This is a genomic window from Devosia ginsengisoli (assembly GCF_007859655.1).
Taxonomy (GTDB): domain Bacteria; phylum Pseudomonadota; class Alphaproteobacteria; order Rhizobiales; family Devosiaceae; genus Devosia; species Devosia ginsengisoli.
This window is the reverse complement of sequence record NZ_CP042304.1, coordinates 597,702-618,521: the sequence shown is the minus strand read 5'-3', so window position 1 is coordinate 618,521 and position 20,820 is coordinate 597,702. Positions and strand designations below refer to the sequence as shown.

At 61.9% G+C, this 20,820-nt stretch carries 16 protein-coding genes and 1 tRNA gene; 7 read left to right on the top strand and 10 right to left on the bottom strand.

What is annotated here, in order from left to right:
- Window positions 1-160: 160 nt before the first annotated feature.
- Window positions 161-1,663 carry an IMP dehydrogenase gene (gene guaB / locus FPZ08_RS03035; RefSeq protein ID WP_186767189.1) on the bottom strand — a complete coding sequence of 501 codons (1,503 nt, stop codon included), beginning with the start codon at window positions 1,661-1,663 and terminating at the stop codon, window positions 161-163.
- Window positions 1,664-2,029: 366 nt separating this feature from the next.
- Between guaB and FPZ08_RS03030 the strand changes: the two genes are divergently transcribed.
- Together FPZ08_RS03030 and FPZ08_RS03025 are read left to right on the top strand one after the other, a co-directional pair.
- Window positions 2,030-3,382 (top strand): MFS transporter, encoded by a 1,353-nt coding sequence (locus tag FPZ08_RS03030; protein ID WP_246132862.1) that lies wholly within the window; start codon window positions 2,030-2,032, stop codon window positions 3,380-3,382.
- A gap of 24 nt (window positions 3,383-3,406) precedes the next feature.
- Window positions 3,407-4,792 (top strand): MDR family MFS transporter, encoded by a 1,386-nt coding sequence (locus FPZ08_RS03025; protein ID WP_246132793.1) that lies wholly within the window; start codon window positions 3,407-3,409, stop codon window positions 4,790-4,792.
- A gap of 37 nt (window positions 4,793-4,829) precedes the next feature.
- Here FPZ08_RS03025 and FPZ08_RS03020 read toward each other — a convergent pair whose 3' ends face one another.
- Both FPZ08_RS03020 and FPZ08_RS03015 read right to left on the bottom strand, forming a co-directional pair.
- Complete coding sequence (locus FPZ08_RS03020) at window positions 4,830-5,570, bottom strand: RlmE family RNA methyltransferase (protein ID WP_146288613.1); 741 nt, start codon at window positions 5,568-5,570, stop codon at window positions 4,830-4,832.
- The gene (locus FPZ08_RS03015) at window positions 5,560-6,744 is read right to left on the bottom strand and encodes a Ppx/GppA phosphatase family protein (protein ID WP_246132792.1); all 1,185 of its coding nucleotides are present in this window, start codon (window positions 6,742-6,744) and stop codon (window positions 5,560-5,562) included. The genes FPZ08_RS03020 and FPZ08_RS03015 overlap by 11 nt, the downstream gene beginning before the upstream one ends.
- Before the next feature lie 238 nt (window positions 6,745-6,982).
- Between FPZ08_RS03015 and FPZ08_RS03010 the strand changes: the two genes are divergently transcribed.
- Window positions 6,983-7,056, top strand: a tRNA-Gln gene (locus FPZ08_RS03010).
- A 396-nt stretch (window positions 7,057-7,452) separates the two neighbouring features.
- Here FPZ08_RS03010 and FPZ08_RS03005 read toward each other — a convergent pair.
- Genes FPZ08_RS03005 through wecB form a run of 3 tightly spaced genes read right to left on the bottom strand, consistent with a single transcriptional unit; the run spans window position 7,453 to window position 10,713 of the window.
- Window positions 7,453-8,235 carry a WecB/TagA/CpsF family glycosyltransferase gene (locus FPZ08_RS03005; protein WP_146288612.1) on the bottom strand — a complete coding sequence of 261 codons (783 nt, stop codon included), beginning with the start codon at window positions 8,233-8,235 and terminating at the stop codon, window positions 7,453-7,455.
- Between the two features lie 2 nt (window positions 8,236-8,237).
- On the bottom strand, window positions 8,238-9,569 hold the full coding sequence (wecC, locus tag FPZ08_RS03000; protein ID WP_146288611.1) for a UDP-N-acetyl-D-mannosamine dehydrogenase: 1,332 nt from the start codon (window positions 9,567-9,569) through the stop codon (window positions 8,238-8,240).
- Window positions 9,562-10,713, bottom strand: a complete 1,152-nt coding sequence (gene wecB, locus FPZ08_RS02995) for a non-hydrolyzing UDP-N-acetylglucosamine 2-epimerase (RefSeq protein WP_146288610.1) — start codon at window positions 10,711-10,713, stop codon at window positions 9,562-9,564. The genes wecC and wecB overlap by 8 nt, the downstream gene beginning before the upstream one ends.
- A gap of 220 nt (window positions 10,714-10,933) precedes the next feature.
- Between wecB and FPZ08_RS02990 the strand changes: the two genes are divergently transcribed.
- A complete protein-coding gene (locus FPZ08_RS02990) occupies window positions 10,934-12,316 on the top strand; it encodes a glucosamine inositolphosphorylceramide transferase family protein (protein WP_146288609.1) in 1,383 nt (460 codons plus the stop codon).
- A 7-nt stretch (window positions 12,317-12,323) separates the two neighbouring features.
- Here FPZ08_RS02990 and FPZ08_RS02985 read toward each other — a convergent pair whose 3' ends face one another.
- Window positions 12,324-13,529, bottom strand: coding sequence for a VpsF family polysaccharide biosynthesis protein (locus FPZ08_RS02985; RefSeq protein WP_146288608.1), 1,206 nt, complete (start codon window positions 13,527-13,529; stop codon window positions 12,324-12,326).
- 189 nt (window positions 13,530-13,718) lie between these two features.
- Between FPZ08_RS02985 and FPZ08_RS02980 the strand changes: the two genes are divergently transcribed.
- Complete coding sequence (locus FPZ08_RS02980) at window positions 13,719-15,233, top strand: GumC family protein (RefSeq protein WP_186767188.1); 1,515 nt, start codon at window positions 13,719-13,721, stop codon at window positions 15,231-15,233.
- Between the two features lie 5 nt (window positions 15,234-15,238).
- Entirely contained in the window at window positions 15,239-16,345 is a 1,107-nt protein-coding gene (locus tag FPZ08_RS02975) for a glycosyltransferase (RefSeq protein ID WP_146288606.1), read from the top strand.
- Between the two features lie 41 nt (window positions 16,346-16,386).
- Here the strand turns inward: FPZ08_RS02975 and FPZ08_RS02970 are convergent, their stop codons facing one another.
- Window positions 16,387-16,917, bottom strand: a complete 531-nt coding sequence (locus FPZ08_RS02970) for a response regulator (RefSeq protein ID WP_146288605.1) — start codon at window positions 16,915-16,917, stop codon at window positions 16,387-16,389.
- Window positions 16,918-17,138: 221 nt separating this feature from the next.
- On the opposite strand from FPZ08_RS02970, the gene FPZ08_RS02965 reads away from it, so the two are divergent.
- A complete protein-coding gene (locus FPZ08_RS02965) occupies window positions 17,139-18,536 on the top strand; it encodes an exopolysaccharide biosynthesis polyprenyl glycosylphosphotransferase (RefSeq protein ID WP_186767187.1) in 1,398 nt (465 codons plus the stop codon).
- A gap of 49 nt (window positions 18,537-18,585) precedes the next feature.
- Here the strand turns inward: FPZ08_RS02965 and FPZ08_RS02960 are convergent, their stop codons facing one another.
- Window positions 18,586-19,779: a GNAT family N-acetyltransferase gene (locus FPZ08_RS02960; RefSeq protein ID WP_146288603.1), complete on the bottom strand. Its 1,194-nt coding sequence runs from the start codon at window positions 19,777-19,779 to the stop codon at window positions 18,586-18,588.
- Entirely contained in the window at window positions 19,776-20,777 is a 1,002-nt protein-coding gene (locus FPZ08_RS02955; RefSeq protein WP_146288602.1) for a sterol desaturase family protein, read from the bottom strand. Before FPZ08_RS02955 ends, FPZ08_RS02960 begins: the two co-directional genes overlap by 4 nt.
- Window positions 20,778-20,820: the final 43 nt, after the last annotated feature.

Below are 20,820 nucleotides of genomic sequence, written 5' to 3'. Positions count from 1 at the left end.
CGTGCGTTCCCGCACTCGGTGTCATCCCGGCCTTGAGCCGGGATCCATCTTGAGATGTTCTGAAGAAACACGATCCACCTTGCGGCGGCGGGCAAATCTCGGGATAGGCCCCGGCTCAAGGCCGGGGTGACATCGTGGGTGGGGCTGCTTCAGTTTGGACTTACCGCCCGCTGCGGTAGTTGGGGGCCTCACGAGTAATCGTTACATCGTGGACGTGGCTTTCGCTGAGGGCGGCGCCGGAGATTTTCACGAAGACGGAGTTTTCGCGGAAGTCCCTCAGGTTGTGGGCGCCGGTATAGCCCATCGAGGCGCGCAGCCCGCCGGCAAGCTGGTGCAGCACGGCGCCGGCGGCGCCCTTGTAGGGCACCTGGCCTTCGATGCCTTCGGGGACCAGTTTCATCTGGTCGCGTACATCCTGCTGGAAGTAGCGGTCGGCCGAGCCGGAGCCCATGGCGCCGACCGAACCCATGCCACGATAGGATTTGTAGGAGCGGCCCTGGTAGAGATAGACCTCGCCGGGGCTTTCATCGGTGCCGGCCAGCAGCGAGCCGACCATGACGCAGGAAGCACCGCCCGCCAATGCCTTAGCCATGTCGCCTGAGAATTTGATTCCGCCATCGGCGATGACGGGAACGCCGTGCTTGGCCCCCTCCTCCGCGCAGGCCATGACGGCGGCGAGCTGGGGCACGCCGACGCCGGCCACGATGCGGGTTGTGCAGATGGAGCCGGGGCCGATGCCGACCTTGACCGAGTCGGCGCCGGCATCGATCAATGCCCGGGTGGCTTCGGCCGTGGCGACATTGCCGGCGACGATGCGGGTGGAATTGCTCTCGCGCTTGACGCGTTCGACGGCCTCTGCGACGCGCACGGAGTGGCCATGGGCGGTGTCGATGACCAGCAGGTCGACGCCGGCATCGATGAGGGCCAGCGAGCGCTCGAAGCCCTGATCGCCGACCGTGGAGGCGGCAGCGACGCGCAGGCGCCCCTGGACATCCTTGACCGCGTTGGGATTAAGCTGGGCCTTTTCGATATCCTTGACGGTGATGAGCCCGGTGCAGCGGCCATCGGCATCGATGACCAGCAGTTTTTCGATGCGGTGCTTGTGCAGCAGCACCTTGGCTTCGTCCTTGGAGACGCCATCGCGCACGGTGACCAGGTTTTCGTGGGTCATCAGCTCGCGGATGGGCTGGGCCGGATGGGAGGCGAAGCGCACGTCGCGGTTGGTGAGGATGCCGACCAGCTTGCCGGTGGCGCGGCCGCCCTTGCCGCCATTCTCGACGACCGGAATGCCGGAAATGCGATTGGCCTGCATCAGGGCCAGCGCGTCGGCCAGGGTGGCATCGGGGCCGATGGTGATGGGGTTCACCACCATGCCCGACTCGAAGCTCTTGACCTGGCGGACCTGCTCGGCCTGCTCGGCGGCGGTGAGGTTCTTGTGGATGACGCCCATGCCGCCGGCCTGGGCCATGGCGATGGCCATGCCGCTTTCGGTGACGGTGTCCATGGCCGAACTGAGGATGGGAAGATTGAGCGCTATGTCCTTGGTGACATAGGTGGAAATGTCGGTTTCGGTGGGCAGGACATCGGAGCGCGCCGGCTGCAGCAGCACGTCGTCGAAGGTCAGGGCGTAATCGCCGGTTGCGGTAGTAATAATCTTCGCCAAGGCCAGACCTTTCCTGCCTTCTGATGCAATCAGAAATGTTGGAGTACGAGCCGGGGCGAAAAGGACTCGCAGGCTCAGGTTGGCGAGGGTCAATAGCACCGGGTTGACAGTTTGGAAAGGGCGGGAGTGACGCGCATGGCAGCGTTGCTGTCCGTGCCGGGGCGGCGCGCTGCGCCAGAGGGGCGGCCTGTTGGACTAAAGGCGTGTCGATAACGCATAAATCTACCATACAAGATCAGGTTTGGACCTTTTCAGCGGCGGTGGCGGCGTCCATACTGCCAGCGTCGCCTGTCGTCGCCTCGATTCCTCCCCGGACCCATCCCCGTGATCCGCGTCACACCCCTCATCCTGGCGGTCGCCCTGTTCATGGAACAGATGGATTCGACCGTCATCGCCACGTCGCTGCCGGCGATCGCGACCGATATCGGCACCGATCCGATCGCGCTCAAGCTGGCGCTGACGGCCTATTTCGTGGCTTTGGCCATCTTCATTCCGATCAGCGGGTGGATGGCCGATAGGTTCGGGGCCAAGAACATTTTCCGGCTGGCCATTTTCGTGTTCATGCTGGGCTCGCTGGCCTGCTCGTTCTCGTTCTCGCTCGAAACCTTCGTGATGTCGCGCTTCTTCCAGGGCATCGGCAGCTCGATGATGACGCCGGTGGGGCGCCTGCTGCTGGTGCGCTCGACGCCGCGAAACGAACTGGTCTCGGCCATGGCCTGGCTCACCGTTCCCGGGCTGCTGGGCCCGCTGACCGGTCCGCTGATCGGCGGGTTCCTGACGACCTATCTGAGCTGGCACTGGATTTTCTGGATCAACATCCCGATCGGCATTGCCGGCATCATCCTGGCCGGCATGTTCCTCAACGTGCCCGATCAGCGCAATCCGCGGCCGGTCGATACGGTCGGCTTCGTGCTGGCGGGCATGGCCTTTGCCGGCTGCGTGTTCGGCCTGTCGGTGGTGAGCCTGCCGGCGCTGCCGATCATCTATGGCTATATGACCATCGCGATCGGCGTCACGGCGGGCATTCTCTACCTGCTGCATGCGCGGCGCACCAAGTTTCCGCTGCTCGACCCTGCCTTGCTGCGGCATCGGCTGTTCCGCTCCTCGATTACCGGCGGTTCGTTCTTCCGCATCGGGGTGGGCGCAGTGCCGTTCCTGCTGCCGCTCATGCTGCAGCTCGGCTTCGGGCTCAATCCGTTCCAGTCCGGCGCCATTACCTTCGTCTCGGCCATCGGCGCGATCATGAGCAAGTTCATCGCCGAGCGGGTCTATGCCCGCTTCGGTTTTCCGCGCGTGCTGGGCTTCGCATCGCTGTTCGGCGGGCTGCTGATCGCCGCGCAGGGGCTGTTCAATATCGACACGCCGACGCCGGTCATCATGGCCATATTGCTGGCGGGCGGCATCTTGCGGTCGGTGTTCTTCACCGGCTCCAACGCCCTGGGCTATGCCGATGTGGACGACGAAGAGGCCAGCCAGGCCACGGCCATCGTGGCGGTGGCCCAGCAGCTCAGCGTGGCCTTCGGCGTGGCGGTGGCCGGCGCCATCCTCGAGATCAGCACGCGGACCCATGGCGGGGAACTGACGCTGTTCGATTTCCAGATCGCGTTTTTCGTGGTCGGCGGGCTCAGCGCCTTTGCGGGCTTCATCTATTTCCGGCTGCCAGCCGATGCCGGCAGCAATGTTTCGGGCCACCGGAACACCGCTATCGAGAAGGAGTGACCGGGAATTTCCCGGCAAGACGCCGTGTCACGCATCCTGCCCCTCATTCTGGCGACCGCGCTGTTCATGGAAAACATGGATGCGACGGTCATCGCCACATCGCTGGCGGCCATTGCCGAGGATATCGGCACCGATCCGATCTCGCTGAAGCTGGCGCTGACCGCCTATCTGGTGGCGCTCGCCATCTTCATTCCCGTTTCGAGCTGGATGGCCGACCGATTCGGGGCGCGCAACGTGTTCCGCGTCGCCATGATCGTGTTCATGGTCGGCTCGGTGGCCTGCGCGGTTTCCGGCTCGCTGCTGGCTTTCGTGGTCGCCCGCTTCCTCCAGGGCATGGGCGGGGCGATGATGACGCCGGTGGCGCGGCTGGTGCTGGTGCGGGCGACGCCGCGCCACCAATTGGTCAATGCCATGGCCTGGCTGACCATTCCGGGGCTGATCGGCCCGATCATGGGGCCGCCCTTCGGCGGCTTTCTCACCACCTTCCTGAGCTGGCACTGGATTTTCCTCATCAACGTGCCGATCGGCATTGTCGGCGTGCTGCTGGTGGGGCGGTATATGCCCGATACGCAGCGCAACGCGCCGCGGCGGATCGACATGGGCGGCTTCGTGCTGGCGGGCACCGCCTTTGCGCTCTTCGCCTTCGGCACGTCGGTGATCAGCCTGCCGGCGCTGCCGCCTGTCATCGGGGTCATCGCCACCGTGGTCGGCATCGGAATCGGCGCGATCTATGTGCGCCATGCCCTGCGCACGGACTATCCGCTGCTCGATGTGCGGCTGTTCCGCTTTCCCTATTTCCGCAGCGCCATCGTGGCCGGCTCGGCCTTCCGGCTGGGACAGGGGGCGACACCGTTCCTGTTTCCGCTGATGCTGCAACTGATCTTCGGCATGACGCCGTTCGAATCCGGCATGGTGACCTTTGCCGGGGCGGTGGGCGCCATCATCGCCAAGTTCTTCGCCGACTGGATCTTCAAGGAACTCGGCTTCAAGCTGTCGCTGATCATCTCGACCGCCATTTCGGCACTCGGCATCGTGGTGATGGGGCTCTATACGCCCGAAACGCCGGTGCCGCTGATCATCAGCATCCTGGTCTTCACCGGGTTCTGGAACTCCACCTTCTGGACCGGCTCAAGCGTATTCGTCTTCGCCGATATCGACGACAAGGATGCCGGCCAGGCCAATGTGATCAGTCAGGTGAGTTCGCAACTGACAATGGCCATGGGCATCGCCGTGGGCGGGGGCGTGCTGGAGGCGACGCAGGTCTTCCGCGGCGACGGCACATTGCTGCTGTCGGACTTCCACGCCGCATTCTTCGTGGTCGGCGCGATCTGCGCGATTTCCACTGTCATGTTCATGCGGCTGCCGAAGAATGCCGGGCACGAGCTGACGAAGGCGCCGCATCCCCATTGAAGGCCGGCACTTTCATCTCCCAGGGGGATGAAGTGCCTTAGCGGTCGTATTCGCCTTCGCCTGGCACAGTGTCGTTACTGCCCTTGAAGCCCTTGGCAATGAGGTAGGCCTCGGCCGAATCCTGCCGGCTGGATGGCGGCTTGGCGTGCATGGTGGTCTTGAAATGGCGCTTGAGCATATGCAGCAGTTCATGCTCGGTGCCGCCCTGAAACACCTTGGCGACGAAGGTACCGTTGGGCGCCAGCACGTCGAGCGCGAAAGCCGCGGCGATCTCGATGAGCTGGACGATGCGCAGGTGATCGGTGGGACGATGGCCGGTGGTGGGCCAGGCCATGTCGCTCATGACAAGGTCGGCTTTCTTGCCGCCCATGGCCTCGATGAGCATGGCGGGCGCATCGTCGTCGGTGAAATCCTTCTGCAGCAGGATGACGCCGGGAATCGGGTCCATTTCGAGATAGTCGATGCCTACGATCAGCGGATTGGCCGGCGTGGAGCCGGTAGCCTTGGCTGCCACCTGCGACCAGCCGCCGGGGGCGGCGCCCAGATCGACCACGCGCATGCCCTTGCGGAAGAGCTTGTGCTTCTCGTCCATCTCGCGAATCTTGAAGGCGGCACGGGAGCGATAGCCCTCGGCGCGCGCGCGCGCCACATAGGGATCGTTGAGCTGGCGCTCCAGCCACTTGGTGGAGCTGACCTTGCGGCCCTTGGCCGATTTCACGCGGATCTTGAGATCCTTGTCGGACTTGCGGCCGCCCGTACCGAGAGCCTTATCCACCATTGCCATTCCTCCGGACATAGCGCGACGCGCGACTTTGGGTGCGGTCAGCGTCCATCAGGGAAATCAGGATGCCTTCGCGCAGGCCGCGATCGGCGACGCGCACGCGCTCGGTAGGCCATTCGCGCCTAATGGCTTCGAAAATGGCGCAGCCGGGCAGCACGAGATCGGCACGGTCGCGGCCGATGCAGGGATGGGACACCCGACGGTCGAACGGCATGGACAGCAGCACCTTGAGCGTGTCGTCGACATCGCTGCGCTTCATCCAGAGGCCATCGACCTTCTGCCGCTCATAGCGCTCCAGCCCCAGATGGAGCCCGGCCAGCGTGGTCACCGTGCCCGACGTCCCGATGAGATGCACCGGATGGGTGGCGATCATCTGGCGCAGCTTTTCGCGGCCGCGGAACTGGCGCAGATGCTCGGACACATGGAGCACCATGGCCTCGAAGACATCAGGGGTGACATCGACGCCGCCGAATTTCTCGGCAATGGAGACGACGCCCACCGGCAGCGATTGCCAGGAACGGATCGAGGCGGACATGCGGCCCTGCGCCCTGGGGCGGCCGCCGCGAAAATCGAGCCAGGCCAGTTCGGACGAACCGCCGCCGATATCGAACATCAAGGCGCCCGCGGCGGCGCCCTCGATGAGGTCGGCACAGCCGGTAACGGCCAGTTCGGCCTCGGTGCGGCGATCGACGATTTCGAGCTCGAGCCCCAGCTCGTCCTTGACGCGGGCGAGAAAGGCCGGGCCGTTCTCGGCGGCGCGGCAGGCCTCGGTGGCGATCAGCCGCATGCGGGCGGGCTGGTGCTCGCGCAGCTTGTTGCGGCATTGGCGCAGGGCTTCCATGGTGCGTTCCATGGCCGCATCGCTCAGCCGCCCGGTGACGGAAACGCCCTCGCCCAGGCGGACGATGCGGGTAAAGCCATCGAGTACGCGGAAGCCATGATCATGCGGGCGGGCGATCAGCAGGCGGCAATTATTGGTGCCCAGGTCGAGCGCGGCATAGATGGGGCCGCGATGTTTGCGCGGATTCGGGGCGGCTGGCGTCCGCTTGTCCGCTGCAGGCATGGGGGCATTGCCCCCTGCCCTCCCCGCCAGTCCAGGAACGGACGGGGCACGGATTGCCGGCTCGTCAAGCGAGGAAAGCCCGGCAGCGGACCGATCGGAATCGGTCACAGAAGTCTCCTGTCGTGCGCGGTCGCCGGAACCGGCCAAGCCGGCGGCGCCCGAGCGCACTGTTCATTGCGTGTCGCCGATGACGGTAGTGCAAGGGGGCGGCAAGCGCAATGCTGCCGTGGCGCGTGGGCGGCATGTCAGATGCGCTTGCAATCTCAATCCGCATTGTCTATGCAGTGCCCGCGCCGGACGCGTTACCGCTCCGCGCCAAACCGACGGGCAATGCCCGGTCCCTTGCTGGGGAATAGTTCAACGGTAGAACAGCGGACTCTGACTCCGTCAATCTTGGTTCGAATCCAGGTTCCCCAGCCAAAATCTCCGTAGCCTTCAAAGGCAAGTAGAAAACGGCACACGATTTTTCGTGTGCTGGAAGTCGCACACAGAGCCTCACACAAGCAGGCTTTTCATGCGTGACGGCGTCATCGAACAGGTGGGCACACCGCTCGATTTCTATGACTGGCCCCGCCCGGCTTATTTGGCTCGCCCTCGGTGCGGGCTGAAAAAGTCTGTATATTTCAATGGCTCGCGCCAGACTGCGAATCTGGGGGGCAGACGTTCGAATTTTGCCGGTTTCTGCCAACTGATCGCATAGCGGCGGTCATGGAACTGAATCAATAGGTTAGGTGCAATCTCGGTCAGTGGAGAGTTGTCGGCGCGCACAATTTGCGGCGGCTTCCAGGCTGATTGTCGGAATGGGGTACTTCCCGTTCAGAACCCGGAGCGACGATCCATATAGGCGTGCCAAAGCAGTACCACATAGGCGGTATTGGTTTCATAGTAGCGGCGCCAGAGCCGCCTGGGCTCCTGCATGGTGCGGAAAAGCCATTCGAGCCCCATCGCCTGCATGAATTTGGGCGCGCGGCGAACCTTGTTGCCGTAAACGTCGAAACTGCCGCCGACCCCCATAACAAAACTCGGGGTCAGTGCCTCGCGGTGCCGTTTGAGGAAGCGCTCCTTATGCGGGGTGGGCAGGGCGACAAAAAGACAATCGGCCTTGGACGCATTGATTGCCTCGACAATTGCGGGCTCTTCATCCGGTTTGAAATAGCCATCGCGCATGCCGGCAATGCTCAACCCGGGGTGACGCCGACGCAGTTCCACGACCATGGCCTCAAGCACATGGCGCTCAGCGCCGAAAAGATAGGGGCGAAAGTTCTGCTTCTCGCAACGGGCGAGGAGATTGCTCATCAGGTCGACGCCAGGAACCCGTTCCTGGGCGGGCACGCCAAGCAGCCTGGCGCCCCAGAGCACGCCCATGCCATCAAAATTGATGACGTCGGCCGATGCAACATCGGCGCGGAGTTCGGCATTCTTGCCCATGTTGACGAGTTTGGCGACGTTGATCACCGTGTGCAGCATGGGCCGTTTCGACTGCATGGCCTCTATTGCCAGATCGAGCGTTTCGTCCATGCTCAGATCGTGGATAGGCGCGCCAAGGAAGGTACGGCGTCGCGCCAGAAGCAGCGGATGGGCTTGCCAGTTTGTACTCATGATCAGGCGGCCCTGTCCGTGCTCCGCCGACGCGGGCGGAGCGTACTGTTGCGCCCTTCGATGCGGCTATCGGTGCGTTTGGACTTGCGCCAGGTCCACAATCCCCTGGTATCGATCAGTTTCTTGTCCTTGAGCGCTTCGGGATCGATGAAGCTGAACTGGCGGTGATCGACCAGTAGAAGGACGATATCGGCATTGCTGATGGCCGACAGGGCATCCATAAAGATGATGCCGCGCCCTTCGAGTTCGGAGGGCAGGCCCTGCGCATGCGGCTCGGCGGCAAGCACCGTCGCATCTGGCAGTTCCGAGATGAGCTTGACGACTTCGACGGCGGGACTTTCCCGCATGTCGTCAATATTGGACTTGAAGCTCAGACCCAGGCACGCGATCGTGTGGCGGCGCCCCGGTTCGAGAAGCGCCTCGACCTCGTGCATCACCCCATGTGGCCGGCCTGAATTGATCTTTCGCGCGGCCTGCATCATTGGCGTCTGCTCAGGCGCGGCATCGATGATGAAGTAAGGATCCACAGCGATGCAGTGTCCACCCACACCCGGGCCTGGATTGAGAATGTTGACGCGCGGATGCCGGTTGGCCAGTTCGATGACTTCCCACACGTTAAGGCCCAGATGCTGGCAGACCGCCGAAAGTTCATTGGCAAAGGCAATGTTCACGTCACGGAAGGCATTTTCCGTGAGCTTGACCATCTCGGCGCTTTCCGCAGTCGTAATGTAGAGGTCGCCGGCGACGAAGGTGGAATAGAGCTCCACCGCCCGCTGCGATGACGCCCGTGACAGCCCGCCGATTGAGCGGTCATTATCGACCAGTTCGGTAAGAACCCTTCCCGGCAAAACACGCTCTGGCGAATAGGCGATGAACACGTCGGCGTCATCGGGCTGCAGATGCGGGAAATTTAGATCGGGGCGAAGCTCGGCCAGAACGTCGGCCATCTGGCGCGTGGTGCCGACCGGCGAGGTCGATTCGAGCACGACCAGATCGCCACGCTTGAGCACCGGCGCAATCGCCGCTGCTGCCATCATCACATAGCTGACGTCTGGCTTGTGGTCGCTGGTAAAGGGCGTGGGCACGGCGATGACATGGGCATCTGCCGTCTGCGGCGTCTCAAACGCCTTCAAGCGACCGGTAGAGACGACATGACTGATCAGGCCCGCCAGGTCGGGTTCGACAATATGTATCTCGCCCTGATTGACCTTGCTCACAACGGCGGGATTTGTATCCACCCCGAAAACGTCCAGCCCAGCCTTGGCAAATATGGCGCAGGTCGGCAGGCCGATATAGCCCATGCCGATGACGGAAACAGTCCGAATCTCAGACATTTTCAGTTAACTCCTCGACAATGCGGGCGCTTGCCAGACCGTCGCCATAAGGATTGCGGCGCTGGGCCATGCTCTGATAGCTCGCCGGGTCGTTCAGCAAAGCGCTGCAATGGGCGACCAGAGCGTCGGTATCTGTTCCGACCAGGCGGGCAGTGCCGGCAGCGACCCCTTCGGGACGTTCCGTATTGTCGCGCATCACCAGCACCGGCTTGCCCAGCGATGGGGCTTCCTCCTGCACGCCACCGCTATCGGTCAGGACCAGGTAGCTCTGCTTCTGCAGGTAGAGGAACGGCAGATAGTCCTGCGGTTCGATCAGGAAAATGTTCGGCACCTGGCTCAGTTCCGCTTCCACGGTCGTGCGAACGGCAGGGCTGGGATGCACGGGGTAGACGATCTGAACGTCACCGCGGGCCGCCAGTGTCTTGAGCGCAGCGCAGATTCTCTGGAGCCCGCCATTCTGGTTTTCGCGGCGATGGCTGGTGACCAGGATCAGCTTTTTAGCCGGATCGAGAAAGGGGAAACCCGATGCCAGCGCAGCACTCAAGGCCTGATCGGTATCCAGCTTCCCCGAGAAATACAGCAATGTGTCGATGACGGTGTTTCCCGTCACGAAAATGCGGCTGGCATCCTTCCCCTCAGCCAGCAGGTTGCTCCTGGCTTGTTCGGTCGGCGCAAAATGCCAGGTCGCGATATTGCCCGTGATGTGGCGGTTCAATTCTTCGGGGAACGGAGAATCGATATTGTGGCTGCGCAGTCCCGCTTCGACATGGGCAACCGGAATGCGCTTATAGAACGCGGCCAGAGATGCGGCCATTGCGGTGGTTGTGTCGCCCTGCACCATGACAATATCGGGCCTGGCATCGTCCAGGATGGCTTCCATGCCCCGGAGCACCCTTGTGGTGACGTCGAACAGGGACTGGCCGGGCTGCATGATGTCGAGATCGTAGTGCACGGGCATGCCGGTCAGCGCAACCACCTGGTCCACCATTTCCCGATGCTGGGCCGTGACACAGACTTTTGTCAGAAAGTCCCGATGCGCAAGGGCCTCCCGTACCACCGGAAAGCACTTGAGTGCCTCAGGTCGCGTGCCGAACACGACCAGCAGTTTCTTACGCTCTCGACGCTGTGTTGTGATGTGATTCATGAACTGTTCCGCCGCGCGACGATGCCCTGCCCTTCAGCAGCGCGCAGCGGAGATATAGCTCCCTAAATCTCTGGGCAGGATGAAATATTAACGAATGGTTAATATCTACAGCCCAAATTCTTAGGCACCGAAGACATTGTCATGGCAAGCGGCGGTTAATACTTAAAATTTGAGCAAAATTTTAATAATCATTCCGAAGTTTTACTATGAGAACTGGACCTTGCTCCTGCGCAACCGGCTGCGCGCCCAAGGGTATCAGGCGGATTTATGCGAAGGCGAGAATGGCGCGCACCGAGCTTCCGTGTTCAACCGCATCCTTTCGCTTGAGGCGAAGCGCTTCGGGCCGTGCCTTGCCAGCCGGGCGTCGGTGGCCGACACAACGTCCAGTGCAGATGCCGACCTGGTCATCGATCTGACGGGCAGAGTTGCGCGCCAGGACCGCAGGACTCTGAGCCTGACGATTGCCGGCCAAAGTAGCGTCAGCGCCGGCTTTGCGGAAATGTTTGCCAGTGGAGACCTGCCCGAACTGGTGGTCTGGCGTGGCGGCGCAGCCGTCGCATCCGCAACCCCGATGATTTCGAATATGCTCTGGCTCTCACGTGCAGCCGATGAGCTGTTAGCGGGTGCAGCCGCCTTGCTTGAACAGGCGACCCATCGGTATTTCGCTGGCAAGCTCTCCCCCGTAGCGATTGCGGACACGCCGCCCCCACGCCACGGCTTTCTTCGTCATTATCTGCCGCACGCAGCGAGAGCTGCCTTTCGTCAGGCCAGCGCCAGGCTCGGCCGCCGCCGGCCCTTCTACTGGCAGGTCGGCTATCGGCAGGCTGCTGGCTTCACGCCCGAGCAAGCAGACCTGGGGCCCGCAGTGTTTACAGTCCTACCGGACGATGGTGAGCGCTTTTACGCCGACCCATTTCTCTTTGCACATGACGGCCAAACCTTCCTTTTCGTCGAGGAATTTCCTTACGCGCTGGGGCGGGGCGTGGTCTCAGTCAGCATGCTGGAGCCAGCCGGGCATTTCGGCCGCCCCCGGATCGTACTTGAGGAGGCCTACCATCTCTCCTATCCACAGGTGATCGCCCATGCCGGGGAGATATTCATGCTTCCCGAAAGCGGTGGTGCCAAACGACTGGTGCTCTATCGTGCGGAGACCTTTCCCGAGCGTTGGGTAGTGGACACAGTCCTGCTCGAAGGCGTGGACATCAACGACGCCACCCTGATCAGGCGGGATGGGCTGTTCTATCTCTTTGCTACTATGCGTGTCGGTCCCGGCAGCGCTTCGGATACTATGGTCGTGTATTCCGCAGCAGACCTGCGTGGTCCCTACACCCCGCACCGGCTCAATCCGATCGCCATCGACCGTTCCGGAGCTCGTCCGGGTGGCACGATTCTGTCTCAGGACGGGCGGTTCTGGCTCAAGGTGCAGGATGGAACCAAGCGCTATGGCGGCGGACTGGGCCTAAGGGAAATCCTGCAGCTTGATGCTGACGACGTGCGCCTGGGGCCGGTTCTGCCCATCGCGGCGCCAATCACCTCGCGCTTCGCGGCCATTCATACGTTCAATTCAGCGGCGGGCCTGGAGGTGGTGGACAGCGCCGGCTGAGAAATAGTCAGGTTTTCCTGCCTGCCACGCTCGCTGTCCCTCCTCCAAAGGCCATCAGCAACACAAACAGGATCATGATGGTGGGGGCCTTGCTCGAAAAGCTATTGTTCGACAGGCCCGCCAGGATAATGGCGCCGGTCCCGATCCAGGCCGCCATGGGCGCGCGGTACAGCAGTTTGGCCAGGATTTGCAGAAAGGCCACGAGAAACACCAACGCCATGGGAATGCCGAAGGTCAGGCCGATCACCACCTGCGCGCTTTCGATATAGGGAAGGTTGAGTTCCTTGTTCACCAGCGCCAGTAGATCGGCGGGGGGCATGCCGAACAGCAGCTCTTTCCAACTTACCAGCGAAAAAGCTTGATTGACCGTGACGCGCGCGAAGAAGTTCTCGTCGAAAAGAGTGCCGCCGAACCGGCCGAGAAATCCGCTGCTGGCAAGCAGCCCGATCAGTGCCACGCCGCCCGCCAGTAACGGCACGAAAACGATCAGCTTGGCCTGCCGCGTCTGCCGTGGGTTGAGGCCGCCCCAGGGTAGGAACAGAAGCAGGACGAGGATTTCCGCCACGGCGATGAGCAGCGCAAAGCGCGCGCCCGAGGCGGCAACACCCACAAACAGCACGAAGATGGCCGCAATCCGCACCCAGAGCCGCCAGTGCGCCAGAGGCACGAAGCCGATGGCCATGGCACTGAGAGCGCCCAGCCCCAGCGGATGATCGGAGAGCCCCAAGGGTCGGAAGATCACCTCATCAAGGTCGTAGGGCATCAGACGCTTACCCAGGGCTGCCTCGCCAATGCCAATCACGGCACTGAGGATGAGCAGCAGGAGCAAAAAATGCCCCATGGCCACCCGGGAGGTCGGTCCGAGAATCAGAACAATGAGGCCGGCAGCGGCGGCAGTCACATAGGTATCGACCAGGAACACCGATGCGCCGGCACGCTTGGCCAGGAAGAGAACAACCACGATCGCGAGCAAGGTAACGATAAACCAGAACAGCGCCTTGAACTTGGCAATCTCGTCACCGGCCAGCCGGAACGGGCGCGCCATCAACGTGACAGGCAGGAGCAGGAGGATCAGATAGCTGCCGAAATGCACTTTTTCATAAAAGGCACCGCCCTCGCCGGTATAGGCGACAAGCCTATCCATCACCGTGGGGGAGATGACGAAGCGCACGGTAAAGGCAACTGCCGCCAGCAGAAACAGCACCATCGTCATAGCGCGGGCATGCCGATCTCGGCTGAGCACGAGCTGATCTGACTGGAATGCCGGAGGGTTCACTTTCCACCAGACGAGAATGTGGCCAGCCGCCGCTTAACCAAGAAATCGAGTCCCGGAAGCGGGCCAGCAGCCATGCTGTATAAGGTCCTAACAATAGCCCAGTGTGGAAAACGAGACGTTAACGCCATGGCCGACATAGCTGGCAGCCCCCCACCCCGCTCCGGCATCCGTGCCTATTCGCGGCTTGACTATGACGCCCCCCGGTATCCGCAGAAGGCCGCAACTGACCACACGACAGCGCCGGACAACACCATCACGCTCGACAAGATCGGCGATTTTCTCGAACTCGATTTCGGCCGCCTGTTCGTCTGGCTGCGACAGGGGCTGCTGCTGGCTGCGGTCCTCGGCGCGACCGGCGCTGTGGGGGGCGGTGCCTATGCCGTGCTGAGCAAGCCGCGCTACACGGTGACCACCGACATCATGATCGACCCGGGCAATCTGCAGGTTGTCGAGGGCGACCTGTTCAACCAGCCCGGACAGGTCGACGGGCAATTGCTGACAGTTGGCAGCAAGCTGCGCGTCCTGACCTCGCGTAGTGTGCTCGACCGCGTCGTTACCAATCTCGATCTTGTCAACGACCCCGAGTTCCACAATTCCTCTCCATCCGGTTTCAGCCTGTCGAGCCTGTTTGGAAGCAAGGCCGCGCCCACGGACGAGGAGGCACATCTTGCGGCGCTCCGCGCGCTGAGCGAGCACGTGTCGGCCACGGCGGACGAGAAGTCCTTTGTGGCGAGCCTGCAGGTCTCCTCCGAGGATACCGGCAAGGCCATCGCCATCGCCGACGACATCATAAAATCCTTCAAGGCCGAACTGGCCGAAGCCGAGGCCGACGGCGCTGCCCAGGCCGCGGCGGCACTGGCCTCCCGGCTCGACGAGCTCAAGGCCACGGTGCAAACCGCCGAGGAGCGCGTTCAGGCCTTTCGCCGTGAAAACAATCTTTCCACCTCTGCCAATGGTCAATTGGTGAGCGTGCAAACCATGAGCGCTCTCAACGCGCAGGTCGTTGATGCGCAATCGCGCCTCATCGAAGCACAGACCAATTATCAGACCCTGAGCAGCGCAGGCCTAGATGCCATTCCGACGACGGGCGTCATGGCCACCAGCTTGGCCACCCTGCGGGACCGCGCCGCGTCCCTGCGCCAACAGCTTACCGCCCAATCCACCACGCTGGGTCCACGCCACCCCACCATCGTCAACCTCACGGGCGAACTCAACGCGGCCGAGGCTCAGATTCGCACCGAGCTGGACCGGGCAGTGGCCGCTGCCAAATCGGCGGTGGTTGAGGCACAGGCCAATCTCGACGCCCTGAACACCAAGGCCAATAGCCTCACCAGTGATGTATTCTCGGACAATGAGCTTCAGGTCCATCTGCGTGAGCTGGAACGCGACGCTGCCGCCAAATCGGCTGTCTACGAGAGCTTCCTGACCCGGGCACGCCAGATTACCGAACGCGAACAGATCGACACAACGAATGTGCGCGTGATTTCCACCGCCGTGCCGCCGGCCTCGCGGTCATGGCCGCCCCGCACGGTGGTGGTGATCGCTCTTGGCGCCATTGCCGGTTTCGCGCTGGGCATGTTGGCGGTGATTGGTCTTGGGATCGTTCGCGATCTGCGTCATCCACCGGTGCCCCGCCGCTAGCCGCCATGAAACTCCGCGTCGTCTTCCATACTCCCAGCCTGCGCGGGGGCGGTGCTGAACGGGTGTTTGCCCTCATGGCCAATGCCATGGCGGCCCGCGGCCATCAGGTCACCCTGTTCACCTGGAATGCGGACGGGCCTAATCTGGCGTTGCTGTCGGACCAGGTGCAACTGGTCTCTCTCGACATGCCTATCCGCGGTGAAGGCTTCGGCAAAGCCGCCACCTTGAGAGGCATATGGAAAAGTGCCCGATATTTCAGGCGGACCAAGCCTGACGCGGTGTTTTCGGCCCCCGAATTTGCCAATCTGACGACGGCGCTGGCCTTGGTGCTTTCTCGCAGCAGGGCTCGGTTCTTTCCCACCTATCACGCCGCCAACAGCCTGCCCTCGAGCAATCTTGGCGCCAGGATCGCCATTGCCCTGTCGCGTATCGTGGCACAGCGCGCTACTCGAGCCGTTGCGGTCTCGGCGGGCGTTGGCCGCGATCTAGTCGCGCGGGGGCTGCCGGCAAGCAAGATTGCCGTCGTCCATAATCCGCTCCCGCCTGCCCAGCCGGCAAAACGGGACTACCCTTGGCACGCCGCGGCGCAGGCCATGGGCGATGGTCCGCTCATCGTGACGGCTGGACGGCTGGTGCAAGTCAAGGATCACAAGACACTTCTTGACGCCTTCGCCCGATTGGCAAGCCGCCGCCCTGCCCGGCTGGCCATTTTTGGCGAAGGACCACTCGAAAGCGAATTGCGCGCTTACGCTGACCAGCTCGGTGTGAGCAAGCGGGTGCTCTTTCCCGGCTATGTAAACGAACCGGCCGCGATTTATCAGGCAGCGGATCTCTTCGTGCTGACCTCCACGAGCGAAGGTTTCGGCAATGTGCTGATCGAAGCTATGGCACATGGTGTTGCCGTGGTTTCGACCAACGCGCCTCATGGGCCGCGCGAAATCCTTGCAGATGGCCGCTACGGGGCGTTGGTGCCTGTCGGCGACGCCGACGCTTTGGCGGCGGCGATAGCGGAAACCCTCGACAGGCCACCCCCGCGGGAATTGCTCATGTCTCGAGCGTCAGACTTTTCCGTTGAAACAATCGCCGCGCAATATGAGGCCTTATTGCGCTGATCCAGGCGCGGGCCGGAATGGCCGGTCAGGAGCTTCCGGCTTCAGCTGAGTGGTGATATCGCCTGGCGATTTGCGCGCTTCCACGCATCAAGCGATATCACCTTCGCTTCTGACCGTGAATCGCGGTCAGCGGAGGCATGAGACGCAAACTGGTACCCATGGGTTTCGCCCAGTGCCAGCGGCAAACGCCTTTGACCAGCCAGCGCGAACAATCGATGGACTTCGTCGGCCAACCGGCCATGTCTCACGGGCTTTTCGAGAACGATATCGGCGCCTGCTGCACGGAAGTAATGCTGCACGGCCGGTCGTGCCCGCGTTATCACCATGATACCCGGATCGGGATAAGCCAGCTTGGGATGGGTACGGACCGCGCGCATCGTTTCGATGCCGCCGCTGCGGGCCTCATCATCGACGACGATCACCTGCACGGGCGCAATCTGCAAAAAGGTCTGAAGAGCCGCACCATGTTCGAAACAGGGCACTTTATAGCCGCACGACTCCGTCAGGAAACGCCCGTAAATAGAAGAAAATGCCGGGTTCGTTGCCAGTATTGCGACTGTTCGTTTGTACATAAGCAGGCCGAGCGTTGTTGATGCGTCATGATGAACAAAACCTTAACACGCACATGGCCTGGCAGGGCCGCGAGCTGATCGAATGCTTAACGCCACGAGCGCCTCATGCGGCTGGCTACATGCGGATGGCGGATTAACCCTTTGCGCAAATGGCCAATGCCGGGCCCGCGCTGGCTTGCTAAGCGTTAACCGATCGTTAGCTAGCAAGAATGGGTCCTTCAGTGTTTCAGGACAGCGTTACCCATCGCGTTACCGATATGCGTCGCAGGCGCCGGTTCCGCGTCGCCAACTGGCTAGCCATGAGCCTGGGCCTGACGGCCCTCGAGGCGCTCGTTAGCGCCCTCATCCTGCTTTTCATGACCGTCGGCCTGCCATGGGGTGAGGGGGGAGTCGCGCTGCTGGCTGCACTGTGTTCGGCCTGTGTCTTCGGGGTAACCAGCTTTCCGGCGGCAAGAACGCTCATGGATCAGCAGCGGCTCAGATATCTTGATGTGTTGGGCGCCCCTGTTGCCTTCCTGGCGGCAGTCAGCCTTGGCTGGCTTGTTGCCCAGCTTGCCAACGCGCCGCCCGCGGCGCCGGACATCCCAGACATGCTTGCCTTTGGGGCGGCCGGCCTGATGCTCGGATTGGTGCGCTGGGCCCTCTACCGGCACGTGCTAGCCATGATGCATGTTGGCCAGTTTCAGGTCGACAGGATCGGCCTGATTGGACACATGGACGACCTGCATCACTTCGAACAGCGCAGCAAGATCTGGCGGAACGGCGCTCAGGTGGTAGTTCGCCTTGACCCCGCAGGGATCGACCGGGATGCCCTGGCGCTGGACCGGTTCATTTCGGAAGCCACAGCCAGGGGCTGTAGCAGGCTCATCATCGTCGGCGACTACGCCGCACCATCGAACACTCTTCTGCTCAAGAAGACACTGTATGCCGCCCGCGGCTATGCACTGGGTATAGCATTTTCTCCCCAGCCCCGGCTCCCCCCGGGCGCTGCCCAGATGCTGAGCCTGTCGACCCGCCCGCTTGATGATGGAGCCCAACTGACCAAACGGCTGTTCGACATCGTCGCAGCCAGCGGCGCACTGCTGGTCACCCTGCCGGTGCTTGTTCTCGTGGCATTGCTTATCCGTCTGGAAGGGGGCGGTCCTGTCCTCTTCCGGCAGCAACGCAAGGGATTTAATGGCGAAACCTTCTCTATCCTGAAGTTCCGGTCCATGCGGGTCACCGAATCGACGGGAACGATCACTCCCGCCAAGGAAGGGGACAGTCGTATCACGCCCCTGGGCAGGCTTATCCGTCGCACCAGCATCGATGAGCTACCGCAACTGCTCAACGTACTCGTCGGAGACATGAGCATGGTCGGCCCCCGCCCGCATGCCAACAGTCAAGATCGGGAGCTGGATCGAGATTTTGCCGATTATGCCGGTCGGCGCCGGATCAAGCCGGGCATAACCGGCTGGGCCCAGGTTAACGGCTATCGCGGTGAGCTGATATCGCCGCTGCAGGTCGAAGGGCGCATCCGCCACGACCTCGACTACATCGCCAACTGGAGCCTTATGCTCGATATCAAGATCATCTGGCTCACGGCCTTCTCACCTACCACGCACAAAAACGCACGATAAGGCGCTGGAAACCTGCATCGACTGGCAAGCGGCCGAGTGTGGAGGCGCGTTAGCTCTTTCGCTGGGGCGTTTCCGTCACCTGTTGACCAGAGGCCCAGGCGGCCTCCGCATCCGCCTCATCCGCCGGGGGAGCGCCTGCCGGCTTCCCCTCAAAATGCCTTCGCGCCTTTTGCATGGAGTGACGCGCACCATCCATGGCTAGCGCCAGCCGCCCCTTGAGCGAGCCGGGTGCCGAAAGCGTCGCAAGGCTCACTGCATCGGTGGCGAAACGCGTTTTGAACGCTTCGGCACCACAAAGAAAATCAACCGCCGTCAGGCCGTGATCGAACGACCAGCGCGTATATTCCTGGATCAGCAGGGTCCCTGGCGATCCGCGCTCGAAGGCGGGATCGAAGCTAGTCAGGAAGGCCATCATCGTGCCGTTCTGCAGGAAATTGACGGAAATGGCAGCAAGATCTTCGCCGCATTTGAGCACGAAGAGATGCAACATCCCGGCATCCGCGAGAACACCAACCAGCGCCCTGAGCGCGCTCATGTCCTGTACGAACAAAGTCGAGTTGAGCCCTTGGGCTTCCAGCCAGTTGCGCTTGAGTACCATCAGGCGTTCAAGTACCGGCTCGACAGACTCGTCTTGCGTAAGCAGATGGAAATTGACCGGGCCCTGTTCTTCGAGCAGCTTCCAACTGCGGCGATAATTCTTTCGGGCTTTTTTGGACAGTCCATTGAACCAGGCCTGACCATCGGCCCAGCCAGTAATGCGATGGCTGAGTTCGGTGCGCCGGTCGCGGCGCAGGTGCGAGAAACCGGAGCCCGAAAGCCCCAGCGCTGCAGCGCCCGGCTGAAGACGCGACAGAAATGCGACGTCGAATCTCCCTTGCCGGTGGAGTTGATGCCACAGGCGCTCCAGCGCTTCGGTGTCACATCTATCCGATTTCAGTATGTCGCAATAATCGGTGTGGCTCACACCAGCCCATTCAAGGATTGTCAGACCCCGCCGGCGATGCGTGGCGAGGGCCAGCACCGCGTGCAATTCGTCACCTACCCAGAGCAAGCCGACACGCAATTGACGCTCATCCCGATCCGGCGCGGTCTGCCACCACCGCGACACCCAAGCGTGGCTCTGGAAAATGAGGCCACCGGTCGCTTCCCAGAGTTTCGTCCAGGCAGGCCCCACCGCCGCGAGGCGTCCCGCGTCGGTGACGATTTCAAGCCGCTCTCGCGCATGTGTCATGGAGCGGGTCATTTGTGCTCGCCCTCGACACGGGGCAACTCTTGCACCGGCCGACGCCGCAGCCGTGCCAGGGGAAGCAACAGGATCCGGGCCATTTTCTTGAGCGGCAGAATATAGAGACCGAACAGTGACTGATACTCGGCATGATCCTTGTCCATCAGCCCAAACTTGAAGTCCTCGCCAGGCTCGGGGACGCAGGCGGTGCCGAACATGCGGTCCCAAAAGGAAAACAGCAGCCCGAAATTCTTGTCGTAGTGCTTGGGGTTGGCGCTGTGATGCAGCTGGTGCCAGTGGGGACTCAGGATCACATTGTCCATTGCTCCGAAGGAAATCTTGAAGTGGGTATGCCGCACGAAATCCATCATCAGGATATTGCGGATGACATAGACATTGATGCCGAAGACCGTCACTTCCACGGGATCAAGGGCAATCAGAGTCCAGATGCCAAAGCAGATGCCCGGAATGACACCATCCCAAATGCGGTTCATCAGATCGTCGAGCGGATGCACTCGATCCTTGGTCACACCGACCAGCACTTCGGCCGAATGGTGCACCTTGTGTAGTTCCCAAAGCAGGGGAATTTTATGCTGGGCATAGTGGTAGATGTAATAGGAAAGGTCATAGGCCAGCAGCATGGTCAGCGTGAAGACAACGATGACCAACGGGTCTGCCTCACCCAATAGCGGCTCATGAATATTGAACAGCGCGCCCAGGCTCTGATTGACCAGCCAGGCCCCTGCGGCCACAAAAATCACGCCGGCCGGAATCAGCAGGAAAGGCATGATGAGCTTTTTGGTGATCCAGAACAGAAAATCCGCCTTGGCGGATGGGTGCAAGATCACTTCCTTGGGCAGAGCAAACTCGAAGAACTCCGATAAGGACTTCTTCTCCACCGTGCGCCAATAGGCCCAGAGCGCACTGCCCAAGGCAGTCAGGAGCAGCAAGCCGCCGGTAACAAGATTTTCCGGCGACAGTTTGTCTGCGATCTTTGCAAAGAGTTCTGCAATCATGGAATTGTTGGCTCCATCAATAGGTAAGCCTTGTTTGAAACAA

Coding starts and splice junctions, on each gene's coding strand:
- FPZ08_RS03030 (WP_246132862.1), top strand. CDS start 2,030: ATGGAACAGATGGATTCGACCGTCATCGCCACGTCGCTGCCGGCGATC.
- FPZ08_RS03020 (WP_146288613.1), bottom strand. CDS start 5,570: ATGGTGGATAAGGCTCTCGGTACGGGCGGCCGCAAGTCCGACAAGGAT.
- FPZ08_RS03005 (WP_146288612.1), bottom strand. CDS start 8,235: ATGAGTACAAACTGGCAAGCCCATCCGCTGCTTCTGGCGCGACGCCGT.
- wecC (WP_146288611.1), bottom strand. CDS start 9,569: ATGTCTGAGATTCGGACTGTTTCCGTCATCGGCATGGGCTATATCGGC.
- wecB (WP_146288610.1), bottom strand. CDS start 10,713: ATGAATCACATCACAACACAGCGTCGAGAGCGTAAGAAACTGCTGGTC.
- FPZ08_RS02985 (WP_146288608.1), bottom strand. CDS start 13,529: ATGACGATGGTGCTGTTTCTGCTGGCGGCAGTTGCCTTTACCGTGCGC.
- FPZ08_RS02980 (WP_186767188.1), top strand. CDS start 13,719: ATGGCCGACATAGCTGGCAGCCCCCCACCCCGCTCCGGCATCCGTGCC.
- FPZ08_RS02975 (WP_146288606.1), top strand. CDS start 15,239: ATGAAACTCCGCGTCGTCTTCCATACTCCCAGCCTGCGCGGGGGCGGT.
- FPZ08_RS02970 (WP_146288605.1), bottom strand. CDS start 16,917: ATGTACAAACGAACAGTCGCAATACTGGCAACGAACCCGGCATTTTCT.
- FPZ08_RS02960 (WP_146288603.1), bottom strand. CDS start 19,779: ATGACCCGCTCCATGACACATGCGCGAGAGCGGCTTGAAATCGTCACC.
- FPZ08_RS02955 (WP_146288602.1), bottom strand. CDS start 20,777: ATGATTGCAGAACTCTTTGCAAAGATCGCAGACAAACTGTCGCCGGAA.